This is a genomic window from Inhella inkyongensis (assembly GCF_005952805.1).
Classification (GTDB): Bacteria; Pseudomonadota; Gammaproteobacteria; order Burkholderiales; family Burkholderiaceae_C; genus Inhella; species Inhella inkyongensis.
This window is the reverse complement of the sequence record NZ_CP040709.1, coordinates 1,023,376-1,046,217: the sequence shown is the minus strand read 5'-3', so window position 1 is coordinate 1,046,217 and position 22,842 is coordinate 1,023,376. Positions and strand designations below refer to the sequence as shown.

Here is a 22,842-nt window from a genome sequence, read left to right as displayed (position 1 = left end):
GGGAATCAGTGGCGCAGCTTGTAGCCGCTTTTCAAGAGGTGCAGGGCCAGGGCGGCAACGGCCGCAAAGGCGGTGGCGACCACGCCCAAGCTCAGCCAGGGTGAACTGTCGCTCACGCCGAAGAAGCCGTAGCGGAAGCCGTCCACCATGAAGAAGAAGGGATTGAGGTGCGAGACCGTGCGCCAGACGCCCGGCAGCCCATCGACCGAGTAAAACACCCCGGCCAGCATGGTCAGGGGCATGACGATGAAGTTCTGAAAGCCCGCCATCTGGTCGAATTTGTCGGCCCACAGTCCAGCGATCAGGCCCAAGCTGCCCATCAGCGCGGCGCCGAGCAAACCGAACACCAAGGCCCATCCCAGATGCTGGGGCGCAAAGCCGGCCCAGGGCACGATCCAGATCGTGGCCAGCGCCACGCCGGCGCCCACCGCCAGCCCACGCACCAGAGCCGCTCCCACATAGGCCAGATACCAGTCGCGCGCCTTCAGCGGCGTCAGCAGCAGGAAGACCAGGTTGCCGGTGATCTTGCTCTGGATGAGGCTGGAGCTGCTGTTGGCAAAAGCGTTTTGCAGCACGCTCATCATCACCAGGCCGGGCAGCAAAAAGGTGCCATAGGCCAGGCCGTGCACCTGCAGCCGACCATCCAGCACGTGGCCAAAGATCAGGAGATAGAGCACGGCGGTCAGCACCGGCGCCGCCACGGTCTGAAAGCTCACCTTCCAGAAGCGCAGCAGTTCTTTTTTGAACAGGGTCCAAGTGCCCATCAGCCGTGGCTCGCATTCATGATTTCAAGGAACACGTCCTCCAGATCGGCGCGGCCGATCTCCAGGTCCTCGATGCCCACCTGGGCTTGACGCAGCCGGGCCAGCAAGCGCTCCACTTCAGCCGCGTCCTGCGCCTTGATCTGCGCAATACGACCAGTGACCCGGGCGTCGATGTCGGCCGGCAGGGCCTGGTCGGTCTTGAAGCGCAGCACCTGGTGGCTGCGGTGGGCCAGCAAAGCGGCCGTACGGTCCAGTGCCACCAGACGCCCCGCCTTGAGCATACCGATACGCCCGCACAGGGCCTCCGCCTCTTCCAGGTAATGCGTGGTCAGCAGCACCGTGGTGCCCTGCTCCTTGTTGAGCCGCGCAATGAAGGCCCAGAGGGTCTGGCGCAGCTCCACATCCACGCCGGCCGTCGGCTCATCCAGCACGATGACGGGCGGGCGATGCACCAGGGCCTGGGCCACCAGCACCCGGCGCTTCATGCCGCCGCTGAGCTGGCGCATATTGGCATCGGCCTTGTTCAGAAGGCCCAGGTTATCCAGCAGCTCATCGATCCAGCGCTCATCGGCGGCCACACCGAAATAGCCGCTCTGGAAGCGCAGGGTCTCGCGCACGGAGAAAAAGGGGTCGAACACCAACTCCTGCGGCACCACGCCCAAGTGGCGGCGGGCGGCGGCGAAGTCGCCCACCACATCGTGGCCCAGCACCGCCACGCGGCCGGAATCGGCGCGCGAAAGCCCCGCCAGGATGGAGATCAGGCTGGTCTTGCCGGCGCCATTCGGGCCCAAAAGGCCAAAGAATTCCCCGGGCTGGATGTCGAAACTGACATCGCTGAGGGCCGCTTGGGGGGCGCCGCGATAGGTTTTATGCACCCGCTCGAAGCGGATGGCGGGTGTCGCGGTCATGCCTTCATTCTAGTTTTGGCCCCAGAAATGCCCGTTTCTGGGGTTATCGTCCGCCGCTCAAGAGCGAAAACCACACGATGGCCCCACCCAAGAAGCCCCGTCGCACGGCCGAGCGCATCCTCGAGGTGACGCTGGATCTGTTCAACCGCTTTGGCGAGCCTAATGTCTCGACCACGCTGATCTCGGCCGAGCTGAGCATCAGCCCGGGCAACCTTTACTACCACTACCCGGCCAAGGACGAGCTCATCAATGCGCTCTTCCTGCGCTTCGACGCCGAACTGGCCGACCTGCTGCTGGCGGCCGACAACGTGCGCAATGTCGAGGACGCCTGGTTCTTCTTCCACACGCTCTACGAGCTGATCTGGAAGCACCGTTTCCTATACCGCGACCTCAACGACTTGCTGAGCAAGAACCGCAAGCTGGAAACGCACTTCCAGACCGTGCTGGCGCGCAAGCAGGAAGCCATGCGCGGCGTATTGGCGGGGCTCAAGATCGGCGGCGCGCTGAAGATGGACCCGCGCGAGGCCGCCGCAGTGGGTGCCAGCATGGTGGTGCTCTTGAGCTACTGGCTGAGCTATGAGTACGTGAAGGACCCGCGCCACGCGCTGGAGCCCGAGCGTGCCGGCAGCGCCCTGATGCGCGGTGCCTTCCATGTGCTGAGCCTGTTGATGCCCTATCTCGAGCCCGAATCCCGCGAGCACCTCTTCAAGCTCGCCGGCAATTACCAAAGTTAAGGAGTTCACCATGGCCAAATGGACCGCCTTCCCCTACGACAACAGCGCCTTCGTCTACGACCTGGCCGGGCTGAAGAAGCACTGGGCCCGCCTGCACAAGGGCGATGCCGAGCCCTGGCCCAAGGACGAGGCGGTGCAGCAGGCCTGGATCCACTTCCATGCCGGCGACTTCAAGAAGGCCGTGGATGCCGGCTTGAAGGCCGGCGGCGCTGGCATCAACTGCGCCAACAAGGCACAGGCCATCTACGCCACCTACCTTGAGAAGAACGAGAAGACCAAGCTCGAACTGTTCCTGGAAGTGGCCGAGCGCGCCGAAGGTCGACAAGCCGAAGAGCCCAAAGACGCCAATGGCTACTACTGGATGGCCTATGCCCTGGGCCGCTATGGCCAGGGCATCAGCGTGGCCAAGGCCTTGGCGCAAGGGCTGGGAGCAAAGATCAAGGGCGCGCTGGAACGCACCATTGAACTGGCGCCCAAACACGCCGACGCCCACATCGCGCTGGGCGCCTTCCACGCCGAGGTGATCGACAAGGTCGGCAAGCTCTTGGGCAAGACCCAAGGCGCCGACGCCGCCACCGGATTGAAGCTCTTCGAGCAAGCCCTGAAGCTGCACCCGGATTGCGCCATCGCCCGCGTCGAGCGCGCCAACGGGCTGGTGATGATCGAAGGCGACAAACGCATGGCCGAGGCCGAAAAGCTCTACGCTGAAGCGGCCGCCTGCGAACCCGTGGACGCGATGGAGTGTCTGGACATCGAGATGGCCAAGGAAGAGCTGGAGGACTGAGCCTCAGAGGCTGTGAGTATTCCGGCCGTGACCGCAGGGGGCGTCAAAGTGCCCCCAAGCCGGCGCAATTGCTCGCAGGGTCTCAGGCTCCCAGCCACTTGGCCAGCACCTGGCGCAAGTGGGCCAGGTCGAAGGGCTTGGCCAGGTAGTCATCCATGCCGGCCTGCCGGCATTTCTCCGCCTCACCGGACATGGCGCTGGCCGTAACGGCCACGATGGGCAGATGGCGGGCACCGCCCGCCTCGGCCCCACGAATGGCCGCCGCCAGTTGAAAGCCATCCCATTCGGGCATATGGCAATCGGTGAGCAGCAGCGCGTAGGGCACACTCGCCTGGGCCTCGCGCCAGCGCGTGAAGGCCTTGCGGCCATCGGCCGCCACATCAGCCTGCAAGCCGAGCATCTGCAACTGCTGCACCAGCACCTGTTGGTTCACGTCGTTGTCCTCCGCCACCAACACACGCTGACCATGCCCTGCCCATAGGTTTCGGGCCGGGGCAGGACCGCTCGCGGCATCCGGCGCAGCCGCCTCCTGGAAGGCCGTCTCCACCTCCATGCGGCAGCCATGGCCCGGACTGCTGAGCACGCGAATACTGCCCTGCATCAGCTCCACCAGGCGCTTGGCGATCGACAGGCCCAGGCCAGTCCCCCCGTAGCGGCGGGTGGTGGCGCCATCGCCCTGACTGAAGGGCTGGAACAACTGGGCCTGGGCCGCTTCACTGATGCCGATCCCGTTGTCCTCCACCAACCAGCGCAGACGCAGCCCCTGCGAGTGGCGCTCGATCAGTTCGCAGCGCACCGCCACCCGCCCCGGTGTGGCTGCGCCTGCGCTGAACTTGATGGCATTGGCGATCAGATTGAAAAGCACCTGGCGCAAGCGCCCCTCGTCACCCAGCACCCGATCGGGAACCCGATCGTCCACATCCAGATGGACAGCCACCCCCTGACGCGCTGCCTGCGCGGCGGCGGTCTCGACCACCCCGCGCACCGCGGCCCGAGGCGAGAAGACGGCCATCTCCAGACTCAGACGACCGGACTCGATGCGCGCACTGTCCAGGATGTCATCCAGGATGCGCTGCAACAGGGCGGTGGACTCACGGGCCGTCGTCAGCAGGCGCCGCTGCTCGGTCGCCAGCACGGTCTCACTCAGCAGATCCAGGGTGCCAACGATGCCATTCATCGGCGTGCGAATCTCGTGGCTCATGGTGGCCAGGAACAAGGACTTGGCGCGGTTGGCCTCCTCGGCCTCGGCCTTGGCGCGCTGCAGCACGCCTTCAGCGCGGCGGCGCTCGGCGATCTCCTCCTGCAATTGCGCGTTGGCCTGGCCCAGTTGGGTGGCCCGCTGGGCCACACGCTGCTCCAAGGTGGCGTTGAGCAGGCGCAGCGCGTCATCGGCGCGTCGCTTCTCAATGGCCAGGGCGGCAATCTGCGCTTGGGCAGCCAGCAACTGCATCTGATCCTGGCGCGGTGAGCTGGGCCGAGTGTGGCTCAGGGAGAGCGCCCCCAAGGCCTCACCTTTGCTGCTCAGGATGGGGTAGGACCAGCAGGCACGGATGCCGTACTTGGCCGCAAAGTCGCGGAAGTCGCTCCACAGCGGATCCACGGCGATGTCTTCCACGATCACCGGCTCACGCCGATGACAGGCCGTGCCGCAGGAACCGGAGCGCGGCCCGATCCGCAAACCTTCCAGGCCCTCACGGTAGGCCGGCGGCAGATTGGGCGCCGGACCGCCGGTCAGCACCTCACCCTCGGCATCCACCAACAACACCCCGCCCATGGCCCCAGGCATTTGCGCTTCAAGGCCTTCCACCACGGCACTCAGCACGTCGCCCAGCGGAGCATCCCCCACCACCAACTCCAAGGCGCGCCGCTGCCCACGCACCAGGCTTTCGGCCAGATGGCGATCCGTGACATCCAGCACCGTGCCCTGCAAACGCAGCAATTGCATCTGCGCGCTGCGCTCGGCCTGCAGCCGGTGCTGAACGTAGCGCTGGGCGCCATCGGGCCGCAACACGCGGTGCTCCAGCATCACCAGGCCATCGCCTTCACGCACCTGTTGCAGCGCAACTTCCAGAGCAGGCCGGTCGGCCGGAGCCGTCGCCTCCAGCAGGCCCTCCAGGCCTTTGGGCGCCCAACCCAGGTCTTGGCCCAGGATGCGGGTCAGCTCATCGGAGGCTTGCAATGCGCCACCTTCCACTGCCCAGGTCCAGTTGCCCAGATGGGCGATGCGCTGGGCCTGGGCCAGGCGCTGCTCGCGCTCCTGCAGCAAAGCCGCACTGGCGGCTGCCCGTCGCATCACCCGGCGCTGATAGAACACCGCCGCCACGGCCAATGCCACCGCCAGCGCAGCCGGCAGCCAAACCGAAAGACGCTCCCGCAGCGTCAGGGTGCGCGGGTCAATGTCGCCAAACCACTTCTCATAAAGCCTTGCCCGCGTCTGATTGGTGTGCGCCAGCGCCAGACCCTCGTTCAGTTGCGCCAGCAGTTCCGCATCGCCAATGCGCACGGCAAAGGCAAAGCGCTGCACCACGCCCTTGATGGGGGGCCCCACAGCCTCAATACCCTGGATATTGCCCAGCTTCAGGGCCTGCAGGCCCACCAGGCGGCTGACCAACATGCCATCGTGCTTCCCGCTGGCCAACAGCCGCATGCCCTCGGCCACATCGCGCACCGTGGTCAGGCGTTGATAGCCCTGGGCCAGCGCATGGTCATGCGGGAGGTCGGCGTTGATGACGATGATCTCGCGCGACTTGAGCTGCTCTTCGCTGTCAAAGCGCAGCTGGCCCTTGCGCGCAAACACCGCGCCGTAGGACACCACATGGGGCGCGGTGAAGGTGGCGAACTGCTCGCGCTTCTGGCTTTGCGCCAGATTGATCATCACGTCGACCTTGCCGGCCCGGAACTCGCCGAGCAGCTCGTCAAAAGGCCGCACCCGAAAGCGATAGCGCAGGCCCATCTGCTCGGCCACGGCGCGCCACAACTCCACCGTGAAGCCGTCGGGCACGCCATCCACCTGCCCCAGTGCAAACGGCGGGTAGTCGATCTCGCTGCCGACCACCAGTACACGCTCAGACTCCGCACCCGGCTGAACCGGCGGTGCTGACGCGGGCTGAGCCTGCATCTGGCCCAAACCCAGCATCAAGCCAAGGCCAGCCACCGCCAGCGCCCGGCCCACCCGCCAGACCCATCCTGACCCTGAACCTGACCCGACCAGCCGCTTCATTCGCATGCTCCAGGCTTGATTACCCCAGAGCATTCTGCAACGGCGCGGAAGCGCTCAGTTCAACTCTCGCGCGTCCTCTGCGTCCTCGTCGCCCGCATCACCCTCGGGGTCGCCGCTGTTCGGATCGCGCAGACCCGAGCCCTTGCGCCGCTTGGCCGCCCGGGCCTCGCGTTTGGCCTCGCGCGCCGCATCGGCCACCGCAGCGGCTTCGGCCCAGCGGGCGAACTCCTCGGGTGTTTCCAGCGTGATGCGGCCCAGTACGCCTTGGCGGAAGTCGTAGATCAAGACCTCGGCCGCCTTTTGCAGATTGACCCGCCCGCCGCTCTGCACAGCGCCGCGCTTGCGGCCGATGGCCACCAGGAGTTGCTCCTCATCCACCTGCGGGTCGGCCATCTGCGCCGGGACCAGGCCATAGCGGGCTTGCAGTAGGGCCGGGTAGTCGCGCCGCAGGCTGATCAAGAGGTCAAGCGCCACCACCTCTTCGCTGAACGCATTGCGGCCAATGGCACCGCTGGCGGCCAGGTTCTGGCCGGCCTCAGGCAGGCTGATGCGCGGCCACAGCATGCCGGGGGTGTCGAACAAATAGCAGTCATTGGCCAGCACCAGCTTTTGTTCAACCTTGGTGATGCCGGGCTCGTCGCCCACTTTCGTCGCACGCTTGCCCATCAAGCTGTTGATCAAGGTGGACTTGCCCACATTGGGGATGCCGCAGATCAGCACCCGCAGCGGCTTGACCATGCCGCCGCGATTGGGCGCCAGCTCGCGACAAGCCTGCACCAGGGCCTTGGTGGGTGCGGCCTGGCCGCTATCCAACGCCAAAGCGCGGGTCTGGCTCTGGGCGTTGTAGTGAGCCAGCCAGAGCGCGGTGCGGGCCGGGTCCGCCAAGTCCTGCTTGTTCAAGAGCTTGAGCTTGGGCTTGTGATCCGTCATGGCCGCCAGCAGCGGATTGGCACTGGAGCCCGGGCAGCGGGCGTCGAGCATCTCGATCACCACGTCAATGCCCCCCTTCATGCGCTCCTGGATGGCCTGGCGGGTGGCATGCATATGCCCGGGGAACCATTGAATCGCCATTGCCTAAGCCTCGATTTGCAAAGGGCGCATTGTCCCTGTGGTGCCCGCGCCGCAAAGTCAGTGCAAAGCTGCCGCAGAATCCAGCGCACCTGTGCGAAGCAAAGGACTACGGCGTGATCCTCGATTTGATTCCCGATGCCGCCCGCGCGGCCGGCCTGGGCACCTTGATGAAGGGCGCAGGCAAGGTCACGCGCTACATCCCCATCCCCCAACCCACGCTGCTGGTGGGGCCCGGTTCCATCAGGCGACTGGGCGAGCTGATCGCCGGCTTCGGGCACCGCAAGCTGCTGATCGTGACCGACGCCATGATCGTCAAGCTGGGCTTGCTCAAGGGCCTGACCGACGCACTGGACACCGCCGGCACGGAGTACGCGGTGTTCGACCAGATCACCCCCGACGCACCCATCCCGCTGATTGAACGCGGTCTGGCCTTCTACCGCGACCAGGACTGCGACGCCCTGGTGGCCGTGGGCGGGGGCTCCAGCATGGACGCGGCCAAGGCCATTGCCTGCGCGGCCGCCAACCCCAAGCCCCTGCGCCGGCTGGCCGGGTATCTGAAGGGTCGCCACCATCCGGCCATCCTGTACGCAGTGCCCACCACGGCCGGTACCGGCTCCGAGGTGACGGTGGCCGCGGTGATCTCCGACCCCGAACGCAAGGACAAGATCGTCATCGTCGACCCGCGCCTGGTGCCGCGCGTGGCGGCACTGGACCCCGAGCTGATGACCGGCCTGCCGCCGGCCATCACCGCCGCCACCGGCATCGATGCGCTCACCCATGCCGTCGAGGCCTTTGTGGGCCGCTGGGCCACGCCCTATACCGATGGCCTGGCGCTGGCGGCCGTGGGCCTGATCTTTGCCAATCTGCGCACCTGCTACGCCAAAGGCAAGGACCTGGCAGCGCGCGAGAAGATGGCCCTGGCCAGTACCTATGCCGGCATGGCCTTCACCCGAGCCAATGTCGGCTATGTGCATGCCATCGCCCACCAGTTCGGGGGTCGCTATCACACGCCCCACGGACTGGCCAACGCGATGCTGCTGCCCCTCGTAATGCGCTTCTCAGCGCCGGACATCGTTCCGCGCCTGGCCAAGCTGGCGGTGGCCGCCCGCCTGGGCGAGATGCATGAGCGCGACGACGATCTGGCGGAACGCTTCCTGGAGGCCATCGAGCAACTCAATCGCGATCTGGCCATTCCCACCCAGTTGGACGCCCTGCGCGAAGAGGACATTGCCGACATCGCCCGCGGCGCCCGCGCCGAAGCCGACAGCGGCTACCCCGTGCCCCGCTACATGACGCAAGAGGTCTGCGAAGGCCTGATTCGACATCTGCTGCCCAAAGCCCCAGCGAAGCCTGCAAAGGCGACGCGGGCCCAAGCCGCCCCCAAGAAGAAAACCCCCTGATCCTGGAGAAGCAAAGCATGAAAAAGGTTGTGACCGTCACCCTCGGCTCCTCGCAGCAGGATTTCGAATTCCAGACCCAGTTCCTGGGCCACAAATTCAGCGTGCAGCGCCTGGGCGCCGACGACGACACCACCCAGGCCTGGGAGCTGATGCGCCGCCACCAGGCCACCGCCGACGCCATCGGTCTGGGCGAAATCGGCGACCACTACCAGGTGGGCCTGCGCACCGTGGTGAACAAGGAAACCAAGCGCCTGCTCAATGTGGTGACGCGCGTGCCCGCCACCACCGGGGCCACCCTGCGCCGCCTGCTACAGGTGCGTGCGGTGCGCCATGTGCAGCACCAGCTGGGCAGCTACTTCAACAACAACATCGTGTTGTTCCTCTCGGGCATGCGCAATTACGACATGGCCGTGGCGCTGAGTGATTACACGCAGAACCTGAATTTCGCCGACGCCCTCTTTCAGACCGGCGCCCCGGCGATGCTGACCTCGCTGGAACAGCTGGAGCTCTTTGCCAAGGGCATGCGCTGGGCCATGCCGGGCAAACCGCGCGAGCTGCTCGAAGCTTCGCTCTCCGGGCTGAAGAAGCGCAAGGTGATGGCCGAGGTCGAGCGCGCCCACCTGATCGTCGGCACCTATGCCGAACTGCGCGCCGTGGGCACGGCCGAAAACTTGGCCGGCAAGACCGTCATCACCTCGGCGGTGGACGACGAGCGCCTGAAGTTCTTCAAGCAATGCAAGGTCAACCTCGTCATCGACGTCAGCCCCAAGCTGTTTGACCAGGTGGTGGGCATCAACGTCATCGAGGCCATGATCCTGGCCGCGCTGGGCAAGGCGCCTGAAGAAGTCTCGGACGACGACTTCAGCGAGATCCTGGACGAGCTCAAGATCACGCCGCGCCTGCTGCATCCCACCGGCAAGTTCCGCAACATCCGCCGCTTCGCGTTCGTGATCCATCCGCTGAGCCAGGAGTTCATCAAGAAGGGCCTGCCCATCCCCAAGGGCACGCCCAAGTTCGTGATGGACAAGGTCGAGACCCTGGCCGCGCACATGCCGCCCATGGTCTATTGCAAGATGGAAAACATCGTCAGCCCCTGCGGCTCCGAGGCCGAGGGCTGGCTGATCAGCGTGGGCGGCACGCCCAAAGAGATGCTGGCCCGCAGCCCCGAGTTCACCTACCGCCGCCTGCTGCAGGCCGCCAAGATGGCCGAGAAACTGGGCGCACAGATCATGGGCCTGGGCGCCTTCACCAAGGTGGTGGGCGACGCCGGCATCACCGTGGCGCGGCGGGCCTCCATCCCTATCACCACCGGCAACAGCTACTCGGCCTCGGGCGCGCTGTGGGCGGCCGCCGACGCCATGCGTCGCATGGGTCTGGTGGAGCTGAAGAAGGGCCAAAAGCGCGTGCCCGCCAAGACCATGGTGATCGGCGCCTCGGGCTCGATCGGCTCGGTCTCGGCCCGCCTGCTGGCCATGGCCTTTGACGAGGTGGTGATCGCCGGCCGCGACATGAAGAAGCTCGAGGAGCTCAAGAAGAGCATCCTCAAGGACACCCCGGACGCCAAGGTGGTGTGCTCGATCGACTACGACTCGCTGTTGGCCGACATGGACATGATCGTCACGTCCACGAGCGGAGCCGGCAAGAAGATCCTGGACATCACCAAGGTCAAGCCCGGCTGCGTGATCACCGATGTGGCCCGTCCGCTGGATCTGCCGCCCGAGGAAGTGGCCAAGCGCCCAGACGTCCTCGTTATTGAGAGTGGGGAGATCGAGTTGCCCACCAAGGTGCGCGGCATGAAGAGCATCGGCCTGCCGAACAACGTGATCTACGCCTGCCTGGCCGAAACCATCGTGCTGGCCCTGGAGGGCCGCTTCGAGGTATTCACCATCGGTCGCGACACCGAGTGGGAAAAGGTCAAGGAGATCTACAAGCTGGGCATCAAGCACGGCATGAAGCTGGCCGCGATCTCGGGCGTGAACGGTGTCTTCACCGACAAGGACATCGCCAAGGTGGTGACCCTGGCCAAGAAGGCGCGACTGACCTGGAATGGCGCCTCCTCGTCGGACGTCTCTGCGGCCAAACCCGCCACCAAGCCCGCCGCAAAAAAACGGGCGGCGCCGGCGACGAAGGCACCCGTGAAGGCCGCAGTCCCCGCCAAGAAACGGGCGCCCGCCACGGCGAAGTAAGCCCCGGCGCGATGCAGGCCGCAGGGCCTGCATCGCCGGCATCACCCACCCCCGGGACAGCCCCTAGAAGCCAAGAAGCGCCGCTGCGGAATTTGCACGGCGACTGTCATACAGGCGCCCTAGGATGGCGTGATGCAACTGCTTACGACCTCTTCCCATCAGGATGCGGCCCTGCCGCACTTGAGCTTTGGCGTCTCGGCAAAACTGCCCTCCCGAAACGCCGCCGCTCCCAACCCCGCGACGCTCTACAACATGGGCGACGACCCGGCCTGCGACAGCGAGCTGGGCCTGCCCGAGTGCGACTCCGCCTGGGCCTGCACGACGCCGATGGCGCTATAAGGCTTTCAAGCGAGCCCTCAAGCGGGCGCCAGGCTCTTGCACATGAACACGCTCAAGGGGTGCTCGGGGTAGTCGCCAAACGCGGCACAGGCCTCGAAGCCCTGCCTCCGGTAGAAAGCCAACGCGGCCGGCTGGTAGGGGCCGGTTTCAAGTTGGATCAAGCGACACCCCCGGACCACAGCTTCTGACTCCAGCGCGGCCATCAGCTGCGCAGCTGTGCCCTGGGCCCGGTGGCCCTCGCTCACGAACATGCGCTTGAGCTCGCCCTCCTCATTCGCCAGCACCAGGGCCGCGCAGCCCACCGCCACCCCCTGTACATCGCGTGCCACCGCAAAAAGGACGTTTTCCTGCACCAGGCTGCTGAGGTCCAAGGCGTAGCGCGCCTCAGCCGGATAGAGGCTGTCTTGATAGGCGTCCAGTTCCGCAATGAGGGTCAGGACCTCGGGCTGGTTGGGGGACTCGAATTGAATGTGCATGGCGTGGGCGGGTGTTCAGGGATTTCTGCAAGCGCAGCATAGAGACGCCGGCTCGTGCTGACGATCGGCATGGCCGTACCCTGCTTCCTAGAATCCGCCGCGCGCAACGGCCCATGTCAGGCCTACGGGTTGCGCCCTTCCCATGTCCCCTGCCCTTTTCCGCCAGGCCTGCTGCGGCCTGCTGGCGCTGTCGCTTGCCGCGCTGGCCTTGCCAACTCCGGCCCAGACCGCCCCCTTCAGCCTGGAACAGCTCTATCGCGCCCAGCCCTTTCGGGGTCAGGCAGCACGCGAGGCGGCCTTCAGCCACAGCGGCCGCTACCTGGCCTATCTGTGGAACCCGCTGGGCGAGCCAGGCAGCGATCTGTATGTCCACGACATCCGCAGCGGCCAGACCCAACGCCTGAGTTCGCCGGCCCTGATGGCCGCTGTGGACAGCCCCGAGGAACTGCAGCGCTTTGCGCGCAAGCGCGAGCAGCGCGACCGCGAATGGGCCGAACGCCAGGCACGCGAGGAAGCTCAGGCCGCCTATCTGCGTGGCGAGGCCGTGGACCTGGCCCAGTGGGAACGCCGCGCCCTCGAAACCCTCAAGCAGGAACAGGCGCTGAAGAAGCAGCGTGACGAGGCCCAAAAGGCGGCCGACAAGCTGGAGGCCGAGCGCGAAAAGCAGGCCATGGCCGAGCTGGCCGCGCGGCGCGCCGGCAAGCCCTTGCCCACCGCCCCCGCCCCCGCCGCCAGCGCGACGGCGCCGGCCTCGGCCGCGAGCGCGCCCCAGCCACCGCAACGCGAGGACTGGGAATGGCGCGATGAACTGAAGAAGCATCAGGCCAAGCACCGCCTCAAACCCACCGACCTTTATCCGGGCGTCACCCAGTTCGTCTGGGCCCAGAAGGGCGACGAGCTGGTGTTCCAGTACCGAGGCCAGTTGCTGCGCTGGCGCGCCGGCCGGCCCCAGGCAGAAGCCCTGTTGCTGACCCCGCGCAATCTGCGCGTCCTGGCCTACACCCCGGACGACCAGGGTCTGGTGTTCCAGGATGAGACCCGGGTGATGCGCGCCCGCTTCGACAGCCTGCGGGTGGAGATGCTGAACCGCGAGTTGGTGCACCCCGACGAGGCCGAGCGCAAGTACCGCATCGAGGCCACCAGCCTGAGCGAGAACGGCGCGTGGATGGCGCTGGTCGCCCGCGCCCCGCTGGGCGAGGAAGGCAAGCCGCCTCCGAAGCCGGGCCGGCAGGTCGAGATCATGGGCTATGGCGAACGCTTCGCCAGCGCGCGCAAGGTCGACCGCGAGGTCTCGGACGACAAGCGCCTGGTGGCGCCGATGGCCCTCTACATCCGCAAACTCCCGCCCCCGGGTGGCGCCCCCCTGCCCCAGACCGAGCCGGTGTTCAGCCATCCGGGAGGCGATGTCTGGTTCGAGCTCAGCCCCGTGGCCTGGAGCCGCGACGGCCGTCACTACAGCTTTGCCACCTGGGAACGCGAAAAGGAGCTGCTGCGCGTCTATCTGGGTCGCGCCGACGAACAGGCTCGCCCCGAGGTGGTGATCGAACGGCGCGGCGATGTCGGCCACGAACTGGTGAATGTGCTGCGCCCACGATTCAGCCCCGATGGCAAGACCCTGGTGACCGTGCTGGACGACCATGGCTGGCGCCAACCCTATGCCCTGGACCTGGCCAGCCGTCAACTGCGCCCCTTGCTAAAGCCTGGCTTCGAGGCCCACCGCCTGCTGGGCTTCAGCCCCGACAGTCGGCAGCTCTATCTGCTGGCCAATGCCGACGATGCCGCCGCGATGAATGCCTACCGCCTGAACCTGGCCGACGGCAGCCTACAGGCCCTGGGCCAGGCCCCGGACTACCACCGCAATGCGGCCGTCTCGTTTGACGGGCAGAGCCTGGCCGCCGTTGCCGGCCACTGGGCGCAACGGCCCGAACTCAAGCTGCTGCGTCCGGGTCAGCCGGCGCGCGTGCTCACGCAAAGCCACGACCCGGCCTGGTCGGCCCTCGACCGCCTGCGGCCCGAGCGCTTTCACTACAGCAACCGCCACGGCGACCGCATCGCCGCCTATGTCTTCAAGCCCCCCGGCTGGCAGCCCAGCGACCGCCGCCCCGCCGTGGTCTACACCTATGGCGGCCCGCTGAACGACAACAACAACGTCGAGACCGACGACATGCACAACAGCGCCTATCTGTTCGGCCTCTATATGGCCCAGCAGCATGGTTATGTGATGGTGACGGTGGACACGCGCGGCCACTCCAACTACGGGCGCCGCTTTGCCAGTGCCAACTGGGAGGCTCCGGGCCAGGCACAGAGCGAGGACCTGGCCGATCTACTGCCGCTGCTGGCCGAGCAATTCGGCGTGGACCGCCAGCGCATCGGCCTGCACGGCTGGAGCTTTGGCGGCTTCCAGACCCAGTACACGCTCTACACCCAGCCCGAGCTGTTCGCCGCCGGCATCGCCGGCGCCGGCCCGACCGAATGGGAGAACTACAACAGCTGGTACAGCGGCCGCACCATCGGCAAGGTGGATCGCAGCAAGCCCAATCTGCGCAAGTTCTCGCTGCTGCCCCTGGCGCCCGGACTCAAGCGCCCCCTGCTGCTGATCCACGGCATGCAGGATGCCAATGTGCTCTATCAGGACACGGTCAATGTCTACCGTGCGCTGCTGGAATCCGGCAAGGAAGCCCTGGTCGACCTGTTCCTGGACCCAGACGGCGAGCACGGGCTGGACGGCGCCATCAAGCCCGTGGGCCGACATCGCAAGATGGAGGCCTTCTGGCTCCAGAAGCTTGGGCCCGCAAAAAAATAGAACCGGCTCAGCCGACCTCTACGTCCTTGTTCACCCAGGGCAGCATCAAGGTCATCAGGGTCAGCTTCTCGAACTCCGGAGCGAACTGGGCAATGATGGCCTCGGGGTCGGGACAGAGCTCTGAGTCAGTGATCAGACCGAACTGCACCTTGCCGGCATAGGTCAGGATGCTGACGCCCATGCCAATGTCACCGCTCTGCGGCACCCAGAACATCACACGCTCCACATTGGAGCCGCAGAACTTCAGGGACTTGGCCGGGCCGGGCACATTGGTCATGACGGCCGTCGCCTTTTTGGCAAACAGATTCAGCATGGCGTGCTGCACCGGCTTGATCAGCAGACCGGCGACGGCCAGCAAACCGAAGGCCATGATGGGCTGAAAGCTGCCCTTCAATTCCTGCATCCGCGCCCGCACCGCATACATGCGCTCCACCGGGTTCTCGATGCCGATTGGCAGCACCAGGGGCACCAGGCCGAAGCGGTTGCCGAGCTGGTAGGCCTTGTCCAATGGGCGCAGATTGACCGGCACCATGGCGCGGATCTCTTGGCCGTTGGGGTCGTCGCCCTTGGCACGCAGATAGGCACCGATGGCCCCGGCCACGCAGCTCAGCAGCACATCGTTGACCGAACCACCCAGCGCCTTGCCAACCGCCTTGACGGCGTCCAGGGGCATGCCATCGGCCCAGGCCACGGCCTTGGTTTTGCCGGGCTTGCCCTTGAGCCGGGTGTGCGAGTCGTCGGGCATCAGCGCAAAGGCAGTCACGTCGCTAATGGCCTGAAAGCCGATGCGTGCCATGTGCAGGCTGGCATCCATCGGGGTGTCCGGAGCGATCAAGAGGTCCATGCTCTTGGCTGCACCCTTGCTGGCCAACTGCACGGTCTTGACCGTCATGTCGGTGATGGGCTTGATCAGGTGGTCGACGATCCAGTCGTGCTCGCCTTCATGCTCATCCGCGTTTTCGTCATCACTCCGACGCTTGGGCGGCAGCGCGCCGCCATCGGTGATGGAGAGCATCACCGAGATCAACGCGATGCCGTCGCCAATGCAGTGATGGATGCGCGCCAGCAGCACCGACTCGCCGTCCACGTCCTCGAACAACTCAAAGGCCCAGAGCGGCTGACGCGGATCCAGCGGCTGCGCGGCGCGCAGGGCCACATGGGCTTGCAGGGCCTGCATCGCAGTCTGGCCGGGCTCGCGCTCCAGTTCAACGCGTTGCACATGATTGGCGATGTCGAACTCCGGGTCCTCGACCCAGTGCGCGCCCATCACGTCCTCGACCACCTTCTGCCGAAAGCGCCGGTAAGGCAGCAACTTCTCGGTGCAGCGGGCCTGCAGGGCTTCCAGGCTCAGACGGGGCTTCAGAAACCAGACCCCGACGATCATCATCAGGTTCTCAGGGGTGTCCATCCGCAGCCAGGCGGTATCGACACGGCTCATGCGCTCGGGGCTTTGGCTCATGGGGCGCTGCTCTCTTGGGGTTAGGCTGGCATTCTGTCGCTAACATGGGGCCACACCCCCCACCCATGCACGGGCTGTTGACCCAAGGAGACACGATGAGCCTGAAAGCCAAATTCGAAAAAGCCGTGGCCGATTCCAAGAAGCTGTCGGAACGCCCCGACAACGCCACCCTGCTTAAGCTCTATGCGCTCTACAAGCAGGGCACCGAAGGCGACAACGAAACCTCCAAGCCCGGCATGATGGACATGGTGGGGCGCGCCAAGTGGAGCGCCTGGGAGGAGCTGAAGGGCAAGAGCACCGATGAAGCCATGCAGGAATACATCGATCTGATCGAAGACTTGAAATAACCCCCCCCGAAGCGGCCCAAGAGGCCGCCTCCCCCCAGGGGGCGACGCCAGTGGCCCGGCAAAGCCGGTTCCACGGCGGCACTTGATCCCCGAGGCGTTATCGCCGGCCAATCCCGTCAGCCTCTGGGCTTCTCGGCACCAGCCTCAGTGCTTCGAACTGCGGGGGCTGGGTGAGCGGCGCAGCGAAGTAGAGGGGGAATTCGACAGCCGGCAGGCTGTCGAAGGAGGACATGAGCGGAGCCGCTCACCCCGTCCCCTCAGCGCGCCAAGAGAGGTTTCTCTTACTTCCGCTTTTTAGGTGCCTTGGCGCCCTTCTGCGCCGCCAGCAACTCATCGAGTTCGCGCTCGATCTCGGCCTCGATGGTGCCGCGCAGCGCACCCAGCAACAGGCCTAGCTTGGCTTTGAGCTCAAAGGTCTCGGCGTCGACCACCAGCTCGCCCTTCACCCCGCTGCGGGTGAACTCGATGGTGTCGCTGTCTTCGCCTTCATAGACCGTGCACTCCATGCCAAGCTTGGCCTCGGCGTCCTCGGCCCATTTCCAGGCCACCTCACGTGCCTTCTTCAGGCCGAGGTGGTGATCGCGGTGGATGCGGATGGATGACATGGGGCCAATTTAGCAGCGTCAACCGATTCAGGCGGCTGTGACTTCCACCAAGCAGTCGTAGAAACAGGCGCCAGCGCCAATGTCGGTCAGGCCCTGGTGGGTGAGCTCGTTGACGTTCTTGCCGTCCACCCCAAATTTGCGCCACCACACGCCCAGGCCGTTGACCACGCCCGGCCGGGCCCGGCCATTCAGCGCCAGGCGCAACAGCTGCTCGCCGCGCGCGTTGAACACCCGCACCATCTGGCCGTCCTGCAAGCCGCGCGCGGCGGCGTCCTGCGCGTGCATCTCCAGCAGGGGCTCGCGCTCGATATCGCGCAGGCTCTTGACGTTCACAAAGCTGCTGTTCAGGAAGTTGCGCGCCGGCGGCGAGATCATCGCCAGCGGGTAGCGCACGGCGCGCGCCGAGTCTGTCTCGGCGCATTCTTGGTTGGGCACAAAGTCCGGCACGCCGGCCTGCGGATGCGCGGCCCAGACCTTGCCATTGGGCGTGGGCCAACTCCCATCAGCGAACGGTGCCTCGGGCAAAGGCAGGCTGTAGAAGCCCTGTTCGCGCAGGGCGTCGAAGGGAATGCCGGGGCCGGCGCTGGGCCGCTCCCGAGGCGGCCCGCCCCCTTGGGGGGAGGCGGCGTCCGCCGCATCGGGGGGGGCAAAAAACGCCATGCGCGCCAAAGCCTCGTCATCCTCGTGCACCCAGGGCTCGTCAAATCCCATGGCCAGGGCCAGCTCGCGGAAGATCTGCGTATTCGGCTTGGCTTGGCCGAGCGGCGCAATCGCAGGCTCATTGATCAGCACATCTGTGTGGCCGTAGCTGGCGTGCACGTCCAGGTGTTCCATCTGCGTGGTGGCCGGCAATACGTAGTCGGCCAGGTCGGCGGTATCGGTCAGGAAGTGCTCGATCACCACCGTGAACAGATCGGCGCGCTGCAGGCCGCGGATCACGCGGCCTGAGTCCGGAGCCACCGCTGCCGGGTTGCTGTTGTAGACCACCAGGGCCTGAATGGGCGGATCGTTCAGATCCAGCAGGGCGTCGCCGATCGCGCTCATGTTCACGCTGCGCGGCTGGCGGCCGGCCAACAGATCGGGACGCTCCAAGGCCTCGTTGTTCTTGTAGGGCGCCACCCAGCCCGAGCTGGACAGCAACAGCCCGCCGGCACGGTGTTTCCAGGCCCCGACCAGACAGGGCAGCAGCGCAATGAGGCGCACCGCATTGCCACCGCCGCGCACGCGCTGCATGCCGTAGTTCAGGCGAATGGCGGCTGGGGCCGTCTGGCCGTAGTCGCGCGCCAGGCCTTCGATCTCGGCCACGTTCAGGCCCGTCAACGCCGCCGCGCGCTCGGGAGGCCATTGCAGCGCCCGCTCACGCAACCCGGGCCAGCCTTCAACATGACGCGCCAGATAGTCATGATCCAGCCAATCGTGACGGATCAGCTCGTGCATCAGCGCCAGGGCCAGCGCCCCATCGCTGCCCGGGCGCAGGGCCAGGTGCTGATGGCATTTGTCGGCGGTTTCACTGCGGCGCGGGTCGATGCAGACCAGCTTGGCGCCGGCGCGCTTGGCCTGGTTGGCATAGGTCCAGAAATGCAGATTGCTGGCGATGCTGTTGCTGCCCCAGATCAGGATCAGCTTGGACTCGGCAAAAAAACGCAGGTGCATGCCCACGCGGCTGCCGTAGGTCAGGTTCAGCGCCTCGGCGCCGGCACTGGCGCAAATGGTGCGCTCCAGGCGTGCGGCCCCCAGGCGATTCCAGAGCCGGTCGGCCATCGAGCCGCCCTGCAGCAGGCCCATGGTGCCCGCGTAGGAATAGGGTTGGATGGCCTGCGGGTCGCGCGCCGCGATGGCGTTCAAGCGCGTCGCAATGTCGGCCAGCGCCGCCTCCCAGCTCACAGTCTCGAAGCGCGGGGGCTCGGTCTTGGCGCTGACGCGTTTGAGCGGTGTGAGCAGTCGCTCCGGGTGGTGTGTGCGCTCCGGATAGCGGCTGACCTTGGTGCACAGCGCGCCGTGGGTACTGGCATGGTCGGCACGGCCGCTGACCTTGATGACCCGCTGGCCATCGGTTTGCACCTGCAGCGCGCAGGTGTCGGGGCAGTCATGGGGGCAGGCACCGTGGACGGTACGCAGCGACTCGGTAGACGGAGAAGCACTCATGCGCAAATCATGGCATGGCGCCACCTGAGATGATTGCGGCCTTGGCGCCCTGAGACATTGGCAATGAAACCCCTGAGCGAACTGCTGGCCGCCGGTGAGGAACTCACCCGCATCCGACGCGACATCCACCGCCACCCCGAGCTCTGCTTCGAAGAGCAGCGCACTTCGGACCTGATTGCCCGCCAGCTGGAATCCTGGGGCATCCCGGTCGTCCGAGGTTTGGGCAAAACCGGCGTGGTCGGTGTGATCAAGGGCGGCGAATCGAACCGTGCCATCGGCCTGCGAGCCGACATCGACGCCCTGCCGATGACCGAGCACAACCAGTTTGCCCACGCCAGCGTGCACACCGGCAAGATGCACGCCTGCGGGCACGACGGCCACACCGCCATGCTGCTGGCTGCCGCCCAGCACCTTGCTGCACACCGCGAGTTCGATGGCACGGTCTACCTGATCTTCCAACCCGCCGAGGAGGGCGGCGGCGGCGCGCGCGAGATGATCAAGGACGGACTGTGGGAGCGCTGCCCGATGGACGCCGTGTTCGGCATCCACAACTGGCCAGGCATGCCGGCCGGCGCCTTTGCGCTGGCCAGCGGCCCGGTGTTCGCCAGCAGCAACGAGTTCAAGATCGTGCTCAAGGGCAAGGGCGCGCATGGCGCCATGCCGCATTTGGGCCTGGACCCCGTGCCCGCCGCCTGCCAGCTGGTGCAGGCTTTCCAAACCATCATCAACCGCAACAAGCGACCGATCGACACCGGCGTCATCAGCGTCACCATGATCCACGCCGGTGAGGCCACCAATGTGATCCCCGAGTCGGTCACCCTGGAAGGCACGGTGCGCACCTTCAGCGTCGAGGTACTGGACCTGATCGAGCGCCGCATGCGCGAGCTGAGCCTGAACCTGGCCGCCGGTTTCGAGCTGCAGTGCGACTTCCAGTTCCGCCGCAACTACCCGCCCACGGTGAACCACGAGCGCGAGACCGAGTTTGTGCGCCGCGCCCTCACGGCCATGGGCGCCGAGGTGCAGCGCTTCGAGCCCACCATGGGCGCCGAGGACTTCAGCTACTACCTGCTGGACAAGCCGGGCTGCTACTTCCTGATCGGCAACGGCGAGGGCCAGCACCGCGAGGGCGGCCATGGCCTGGGGCCCTGCACCCTGCACAACCCCAGCTACGACTTCAACGACCAGCTGATCCCGGTCGGCGGCAGCATGTGGGTCCAGCTCGTCCAGAACTGGTTCCAGGAACAACAAGCATGACGAACGACGAACAAGTGATTGCCAACACCCGTGCCTGGGTGGACAAAGCCGTCATCGGCCTCAACCTCTGCCCCTTCGCTAAACAGGTGCAAGTCAAGGGCCAGGTGCGCTATGTGGTGAGCCACGCGACCACCGTGGAAGACCTGCTCTATGAACTCGCGGCCGAGCTCAACCGTCTGGTAGATACACCGCCGGAAGAAACCGACACCACCCTGCTGATTCACCCGCAGGTGTTGACCGACTTCCTGGACTACAACGACTTCCTGGAAGCCGCTGATGCCCTGGTGGGCGACATCGGCCTGGACGGCGTGCTGCAGGTGGCGAGCTTTCACCCCGACTACCAATTCGAAGGCACCGAGCCCGACGACATCAGCAACTACACCAACCGCTCGCCATACCCCACCCTGCATCTGCTGCGCGAGGAATCCATCGACCGCGCCGTGGCTGCCTTCCCGGAACCCGACAGCATCTTTGACGCCAATATCGCCACGCTGGAAAAGCTGGGCCACGCGGGTTGGGAAAAGCTCGGCCTGAAGGGCTGAACGAGGTGGCTGCTTCGCTGGACAACTGCCTGGTCGTCGCGATCTCCTCTCGGGCGCTGTTCGACTTTGAAGAAGAGAACCAGCTCTTCGAGGCCAGCGACGACCACGCCTACATGGCGCTGCAGCAGCAGCGCCTGGAAGTGCCCGCCAAGCCGGGCGTTGCGTTCTCGCTGGTGAAAAAGCTACTGGCCTTCAACCCGCCGGGTGAGCCCGCCCGTGTCGAGGTGGTGGTGCTGAGCCGCAACGACCCGATCTCGGGCCTGCGCGTCTACCGCTCGGCCCAGGCCTATGGGCTGGCCATCCAACGCGGTGTGTTCACCCGCGGCCGTGAGCCCTGGCGATTCCTTAAACCCCTCAAGGCCCAGCTTTTCTTGAGCGCCAACGAGGCCGATGTGCGCGAAGCCCTGGCCGCGGGTGTGCCGGCCGCTAGGGTTTACCCGAGCAGCGCGCGCGCCAGCGATGCCCACCCGAACGAGCTGCGCATCGCCTTTGACGGCGACGCCGTGCTCTTCAGCGACGAAGCCGAGCGCGTGTTTCAGTCCGAGGGCCTGGCGGCCTTTCAGCGCCATGAGTCCAGCCACGCGCTCGACCCCCTGCCCCCCGGCCCCTTCAAACCCCTGCTGCAAGCCCTGCACGGCCTGCAACACCAGCACCCCATGCGGGTGCGCACGGCCCTGGTCACCGCCCGCAGCGCCCCGGCGCATGAGCGTGCGGTGCGCACCCTGATGAGCTGGCGCATCGAGGTGGACGAGGCCATGTTCCTGGGCGGCCTGCCCAAAGGCGAATTCCTGCGCGAATTCGAGCCCGACTTCTTTTTTGACGACCAGCTCGGCCACATCGCCAACGCCAGCCCCCATGTGCCCAGCGGCCATGTGGCCAGCGGCGTCAGCAATCAGGGTTAGCCTGAGCGGGTTTACCGCTTGGTAAAAATCCCGAGTGGTTTAGACGCACAAACCCAGGCGAAGGCTGGGGTTCCTCTCTACGAATCGTCACATTCCCCCCGTACGCTGTGCGGCTTTGCGATTTGCACCCCATCGGGGCCGAATCGCCGGGGAATGACGTGGCGCAGGCCGACGGCATCCCTCGCCCCAACAGCCTGCACCGCCTCCCGTACACCATGAAGATTCGACTCCTTGCGCTGGCCGCCTTCGCCAGCATGTCCCTGAGTGCCCAAGCCGTTGAGGTGGTGGCGCTGTGGGATTTCAATTCCGGCACGACCAAGCACACCCAGAGCGCCAATGGCGCTTCGTTTGCAACCGTGGGTGGTGTGACCACCACTTTTGCAGCAGGACTCTCCAGCACCCAGGCCTTGAATACCGCCACCTATGCGGCGAACGGCGCCAATCAGTCCATGGGGGTGCAGTTCATGATCGATACCACTGGGTATACCGATCTGAGCTTTAGTTTCAGCCAGCGCAATAGCAACACGGCGTCGGCCTACTCGGCACTGAAGTACACGCTGGATGGCACGACCTGGATCACGGCGACCACGCTCCTGACTCCGGCTGGCACTGGATTCACCAGCCATAGCTTCAGCTTTGCCAGCATCGTCGGTGCAAACAACAACGCGAACTTTGGCATCCAGTTGGTGGCCTCCTACGCGCCTGGTGGCTCGGCCTACCAGGCCACGGCCGCCGGCAGCAGCTTCGGCGCGTCAGGCACGATTCGCTACGAAAACGTCACCCTCTCCGGCACCGCCATCCCCGCCGTGCCCGAGCCGCAAACCTATGCCCTGATGCTGGCCGGCCTGGGCGTGGTGACCACCGTCGCCCGTCGCCGCCGCAGCGCCTAAAGAACCGCCGATA

Annotated in this window: 19 protein-coding genes; 11 read left to right on the top strand and 8 right to left on the bottom strand. The window is 65.9% G+C overall.

The window, feature by feature from the left end:
• Positions 1–5: 5 nt before the first annotated feature.
• Both FF090_RS05135 and FF090_RS05130 read right to left on the bottom strand, forming a co-directional pair.
• Positions 6–767: an ABC transporter permease gene (locus tag FF090_RS05135; RefSeq protein WP_138855706.1), complete on the bottom strand. Its 762-nt coding sequence runs from the start codon at positions 765–767 to the stop codon at positions 6–8.
• The gene (locus FF090_RS05130; RefSeq protein ID WP_138855705.1) at positions 764–1,672 is read right to left on the bottom strand and encodes an ABC transporter ATP-binding protein; all 909 of its coding nucleotides are present in this window, start codon (positions 1,670–1,672) and stop codon (positions 764–766) included. Before FF090_RS05130 ends, FF090_RS05135 begins: the two co-directional genes overlap by 4 nt.
• A gap of 77 nt (positions 1,673–1,749) precedes the next feature.
• Between FF090_RS05130 and FF090_RS05125 the strand changes: the two genes are divergently transcribed.
• Positions 1,750–2,406, top strand: a complete 657-nt coding sequence (locus FF090_RS05125) for a TetR/AcrR family transcriptional regulator (protein ID WP_138855704.1) — start codon at positions 1,750–1,752, stop codon at positions 2,404–2,406.
• 10 nt (positions 2,407–2,416) lie between these two features.
• Positions 2,417–3,190 carry a tetratricopeptide repeat protein gene (locus FF090_RS05120; RefSeq protein WP_138855703.1) on the top strand — a complete coding sequence of 258 codons (774 nt, stop codon included), beginning with the start codon at positions 2,417–2,419 and terminating at the stop codon, positions 3,188–3,190.
• A gap of 82 nt (positions 3,191–3,272) precedes the next feature.
• On the opposite strand, the gene FF090_RS05115 is transcribed toward FF090_RS05120, so the two are convergent.
• Together FF090_RS05115 and ylqF are read right to left on the bottom strand one after the other, a co-directional pair.
• Positions 3,273–6,410, bottom strand: a complete 3,138-nt coding sequence (locus tag FF090_RS05115) for an ATP-binding protein (RefSeq protein WP_175423530.1) — start codon at positions 6,408–6,410, stop codon at positions 3,273–3,275.
• Between the two features lie 54 nt (positions 6,411–6,464).
• Positions 6,465–7,481: a ribosome biogenesis GTPase YlqF gene (ylqF, locus tag FF090_RS05110; protein ID WP_138855701.1), complete on the bottom strand. Its 1,017-nt coding sequence runs from the start codon at positions 7,479–7,481 to the stop codon at positions 6,465–6,467.
• Between the two features lie 113 nt (positions 7,482–7,594).
• Between ylqF and FF090_RS05105 the strand changes: the two genes are divergently transcribed.
• The 3 genes from FF090_RS05105 to FF090_RS05095 all read left to right on the top strand — a co-directional run bounded on the left by FF090_RS05105 (position 7,595) and on the right by FF090_RS05095 (position 11,406).
• Entirely contained in the window at positions 7,595–8,881 is a 1,287-nt protein-coding gene (locus FF090_RS05105; protein WP_246071514.1) for an iron-containing alcohol dehydrogenase, read from the top strand.
• A gap of 17 nt (positions 8,882–8,898) precedes the next feature.
• On the top strand, positions 8,899–11,067 hold the full coding sequence (locus tag FF090_RS05100; RefSeq protein WP_138855700.1) for a DUF8754 domain-containing protein: 2,169 nt from the start codon (positions 8,899–8,901) through the stop codon (positions 11,065–11,067).
• Positions 11,068–11,199: 132 nt separating this feature from the next.
• Positions 11,200–11,406 carry a hypothetical protein gene (locus FF090_RS05095; RefSeq protein ID WP_138855699.1) on the top strand — a complete coding sequence of 69 codons (207 nt, stop codon included), beginning with the start codon at positions 11,200–11,202 and terminating at the stop codon, positions 11,404–11,406.
• 17 nt (positions 11,407–11,423) lie between these two features.
• On the opposite strand, the gene FF090_RS05090 is transcribed toward FF090_RS05095, so the two are convergent.
• The gene (locus FF090_RS05090; RefSeq protein ID WP_138855698.1) at positions 11,424–11,882 is read right to left on the bottom strand and encodes a GNAT family N-acetyltransferase; all 459 of its coding nucleotides are present in this window, start codon (positions 11,880–11,882) and stop codon (positions 11,424–11,426) included.
• A 142-nt stretch (positions 11,883–12,024) separates the two neighbouring features.
• On the opposite strand from FF090_RS05090, the gene FF090_RS05085 reads away from it, so the two are divergent.
• Positions 12,025–14,685: a prolyl oligopeptidase family serine peptidase gene (locus FF090_RS05085; protein WP_138855697.1), complete on the top strand. Its 2,661-nt coding sequence runs from the start codon at positions 12,025–12,027 to the stop codon at positions 14,683–14,685.
• Between the two features lie 7 nt (positions 14,686–14,692).
• Here FF090_RS05085 and FF090_RS05080 read toward each other — a convergent pair whose 3' ends face one another.
• Positions 14,693–16,144 (bottom strand): wax ester/triacylglycerol synthase family O-acyltransferase, encoded by a 1,452-nt coding sequence (locus tag FF090_RS05080; RefSeq protein ID WP_138855696.1) that lies wholly within the window; start codon positions 16,142–16,144, stop codon positions 14,693–14,695.
• 95 nt (positions 16,145–16,239) lie between these two features.
• Between FF090_RS05080 and FF090_RS05075 the strand changes: the two genes are divergently transcribed.
• A complete protein-coding gene (locus FF090_RS05075; RefSeq protein WP_138855695.1) occupies positions 16,240–16,491 on the top strand; it encodes an acyl-CoA-binding protein in 252 nt (83 codons plus the stop codon).
• Positions 16,492–16,772: 281 nt separating this feature from the next.
• Here the strand turns inward: FF090_RS05075 and FF090_RS05070 are convergent, their stop codons facing one another.
• Positions 16,773–17,096, bottom strand: coding sequence for a polyhydroxyalkanoic acid system family protein (locus tag FF090_RS05070; RefSeq protein WP_138855694.1), 324 nt, complete (start codon positions 17,094–17,096; stop codon positions 16,773–16,775).
• Between the two features lie 27 nt (positions 17,097–17,123).
• Positions 17,124–19,241 (bottom strand): molybdopterin-containing oxidoreductase family protein, encoded by a 2,118-nt coding sequence (locus FF090_RS05065; RefSeq protein WP_138855693.1) that lies wholly within the window; start codon positions 19,239–19,241, stop codon positions 17,124–17,126.
• Between the two features lie 63 nt (positions 19,242–19,304).
• On the opposite strand from FF090_RS05065, the gene FF090_RS05060 reads away from it, so the two are divergent.
• The 4 genes from FF090_RS05060 (at position 19,305) to FF090_RS05045 (ending at position 22,829) form a co-directional block, all read left to right on the top strand.
• Complete coding sequence (locus FF090_RS05060) at positions 19,305–20,495, top strand: M20 aminoacylase family protein (RefSeq protein ID WP_138855692.1); 1,191 nt, start codon at positions 19,305–19,307, stop codon at positions 20,493–20,495.
• Entirely contained in the window at positions 20,492–21,037 is a 546-nt protein-coding gene (locus FF090_RS05055; RefSeq protein ID WP_138855691.1) for a DUF1415 domain-containing protein, read from the top strand. Before FF090_RS05060 ends, FF090_RS05055 begins: the two co-directional genes overlap by 4 nt.
• A gap of 5 nt (positions 21,038–21,042) precedes the next feature.
• Positions 21,043–21,939 (top strand): 5'-nucleotidase, encoded by an 897-nt coding sequence (locus FF090_RS05050; protein ID WP_138855690.1) that lies wholly within the window; start codon positions 21,043–21,045, stop codon positions 21,937–21,939.
• Between the two features lie 215 nt (positions 21,940–22,154).
• Positions 22,155–22,829 (top strand): PEP-CTERM sorting domain-containing protein, encoded by a 675-nt coding sequence (locus FF090_RS05045; protein ID WP_138855689.1) that lies wholly within the window; start codon positions 22,155–22,157, stop codon positions 22,827–22,829.
• Positions 22,830–22,842 lie beyond the last annotated feature (13 nt).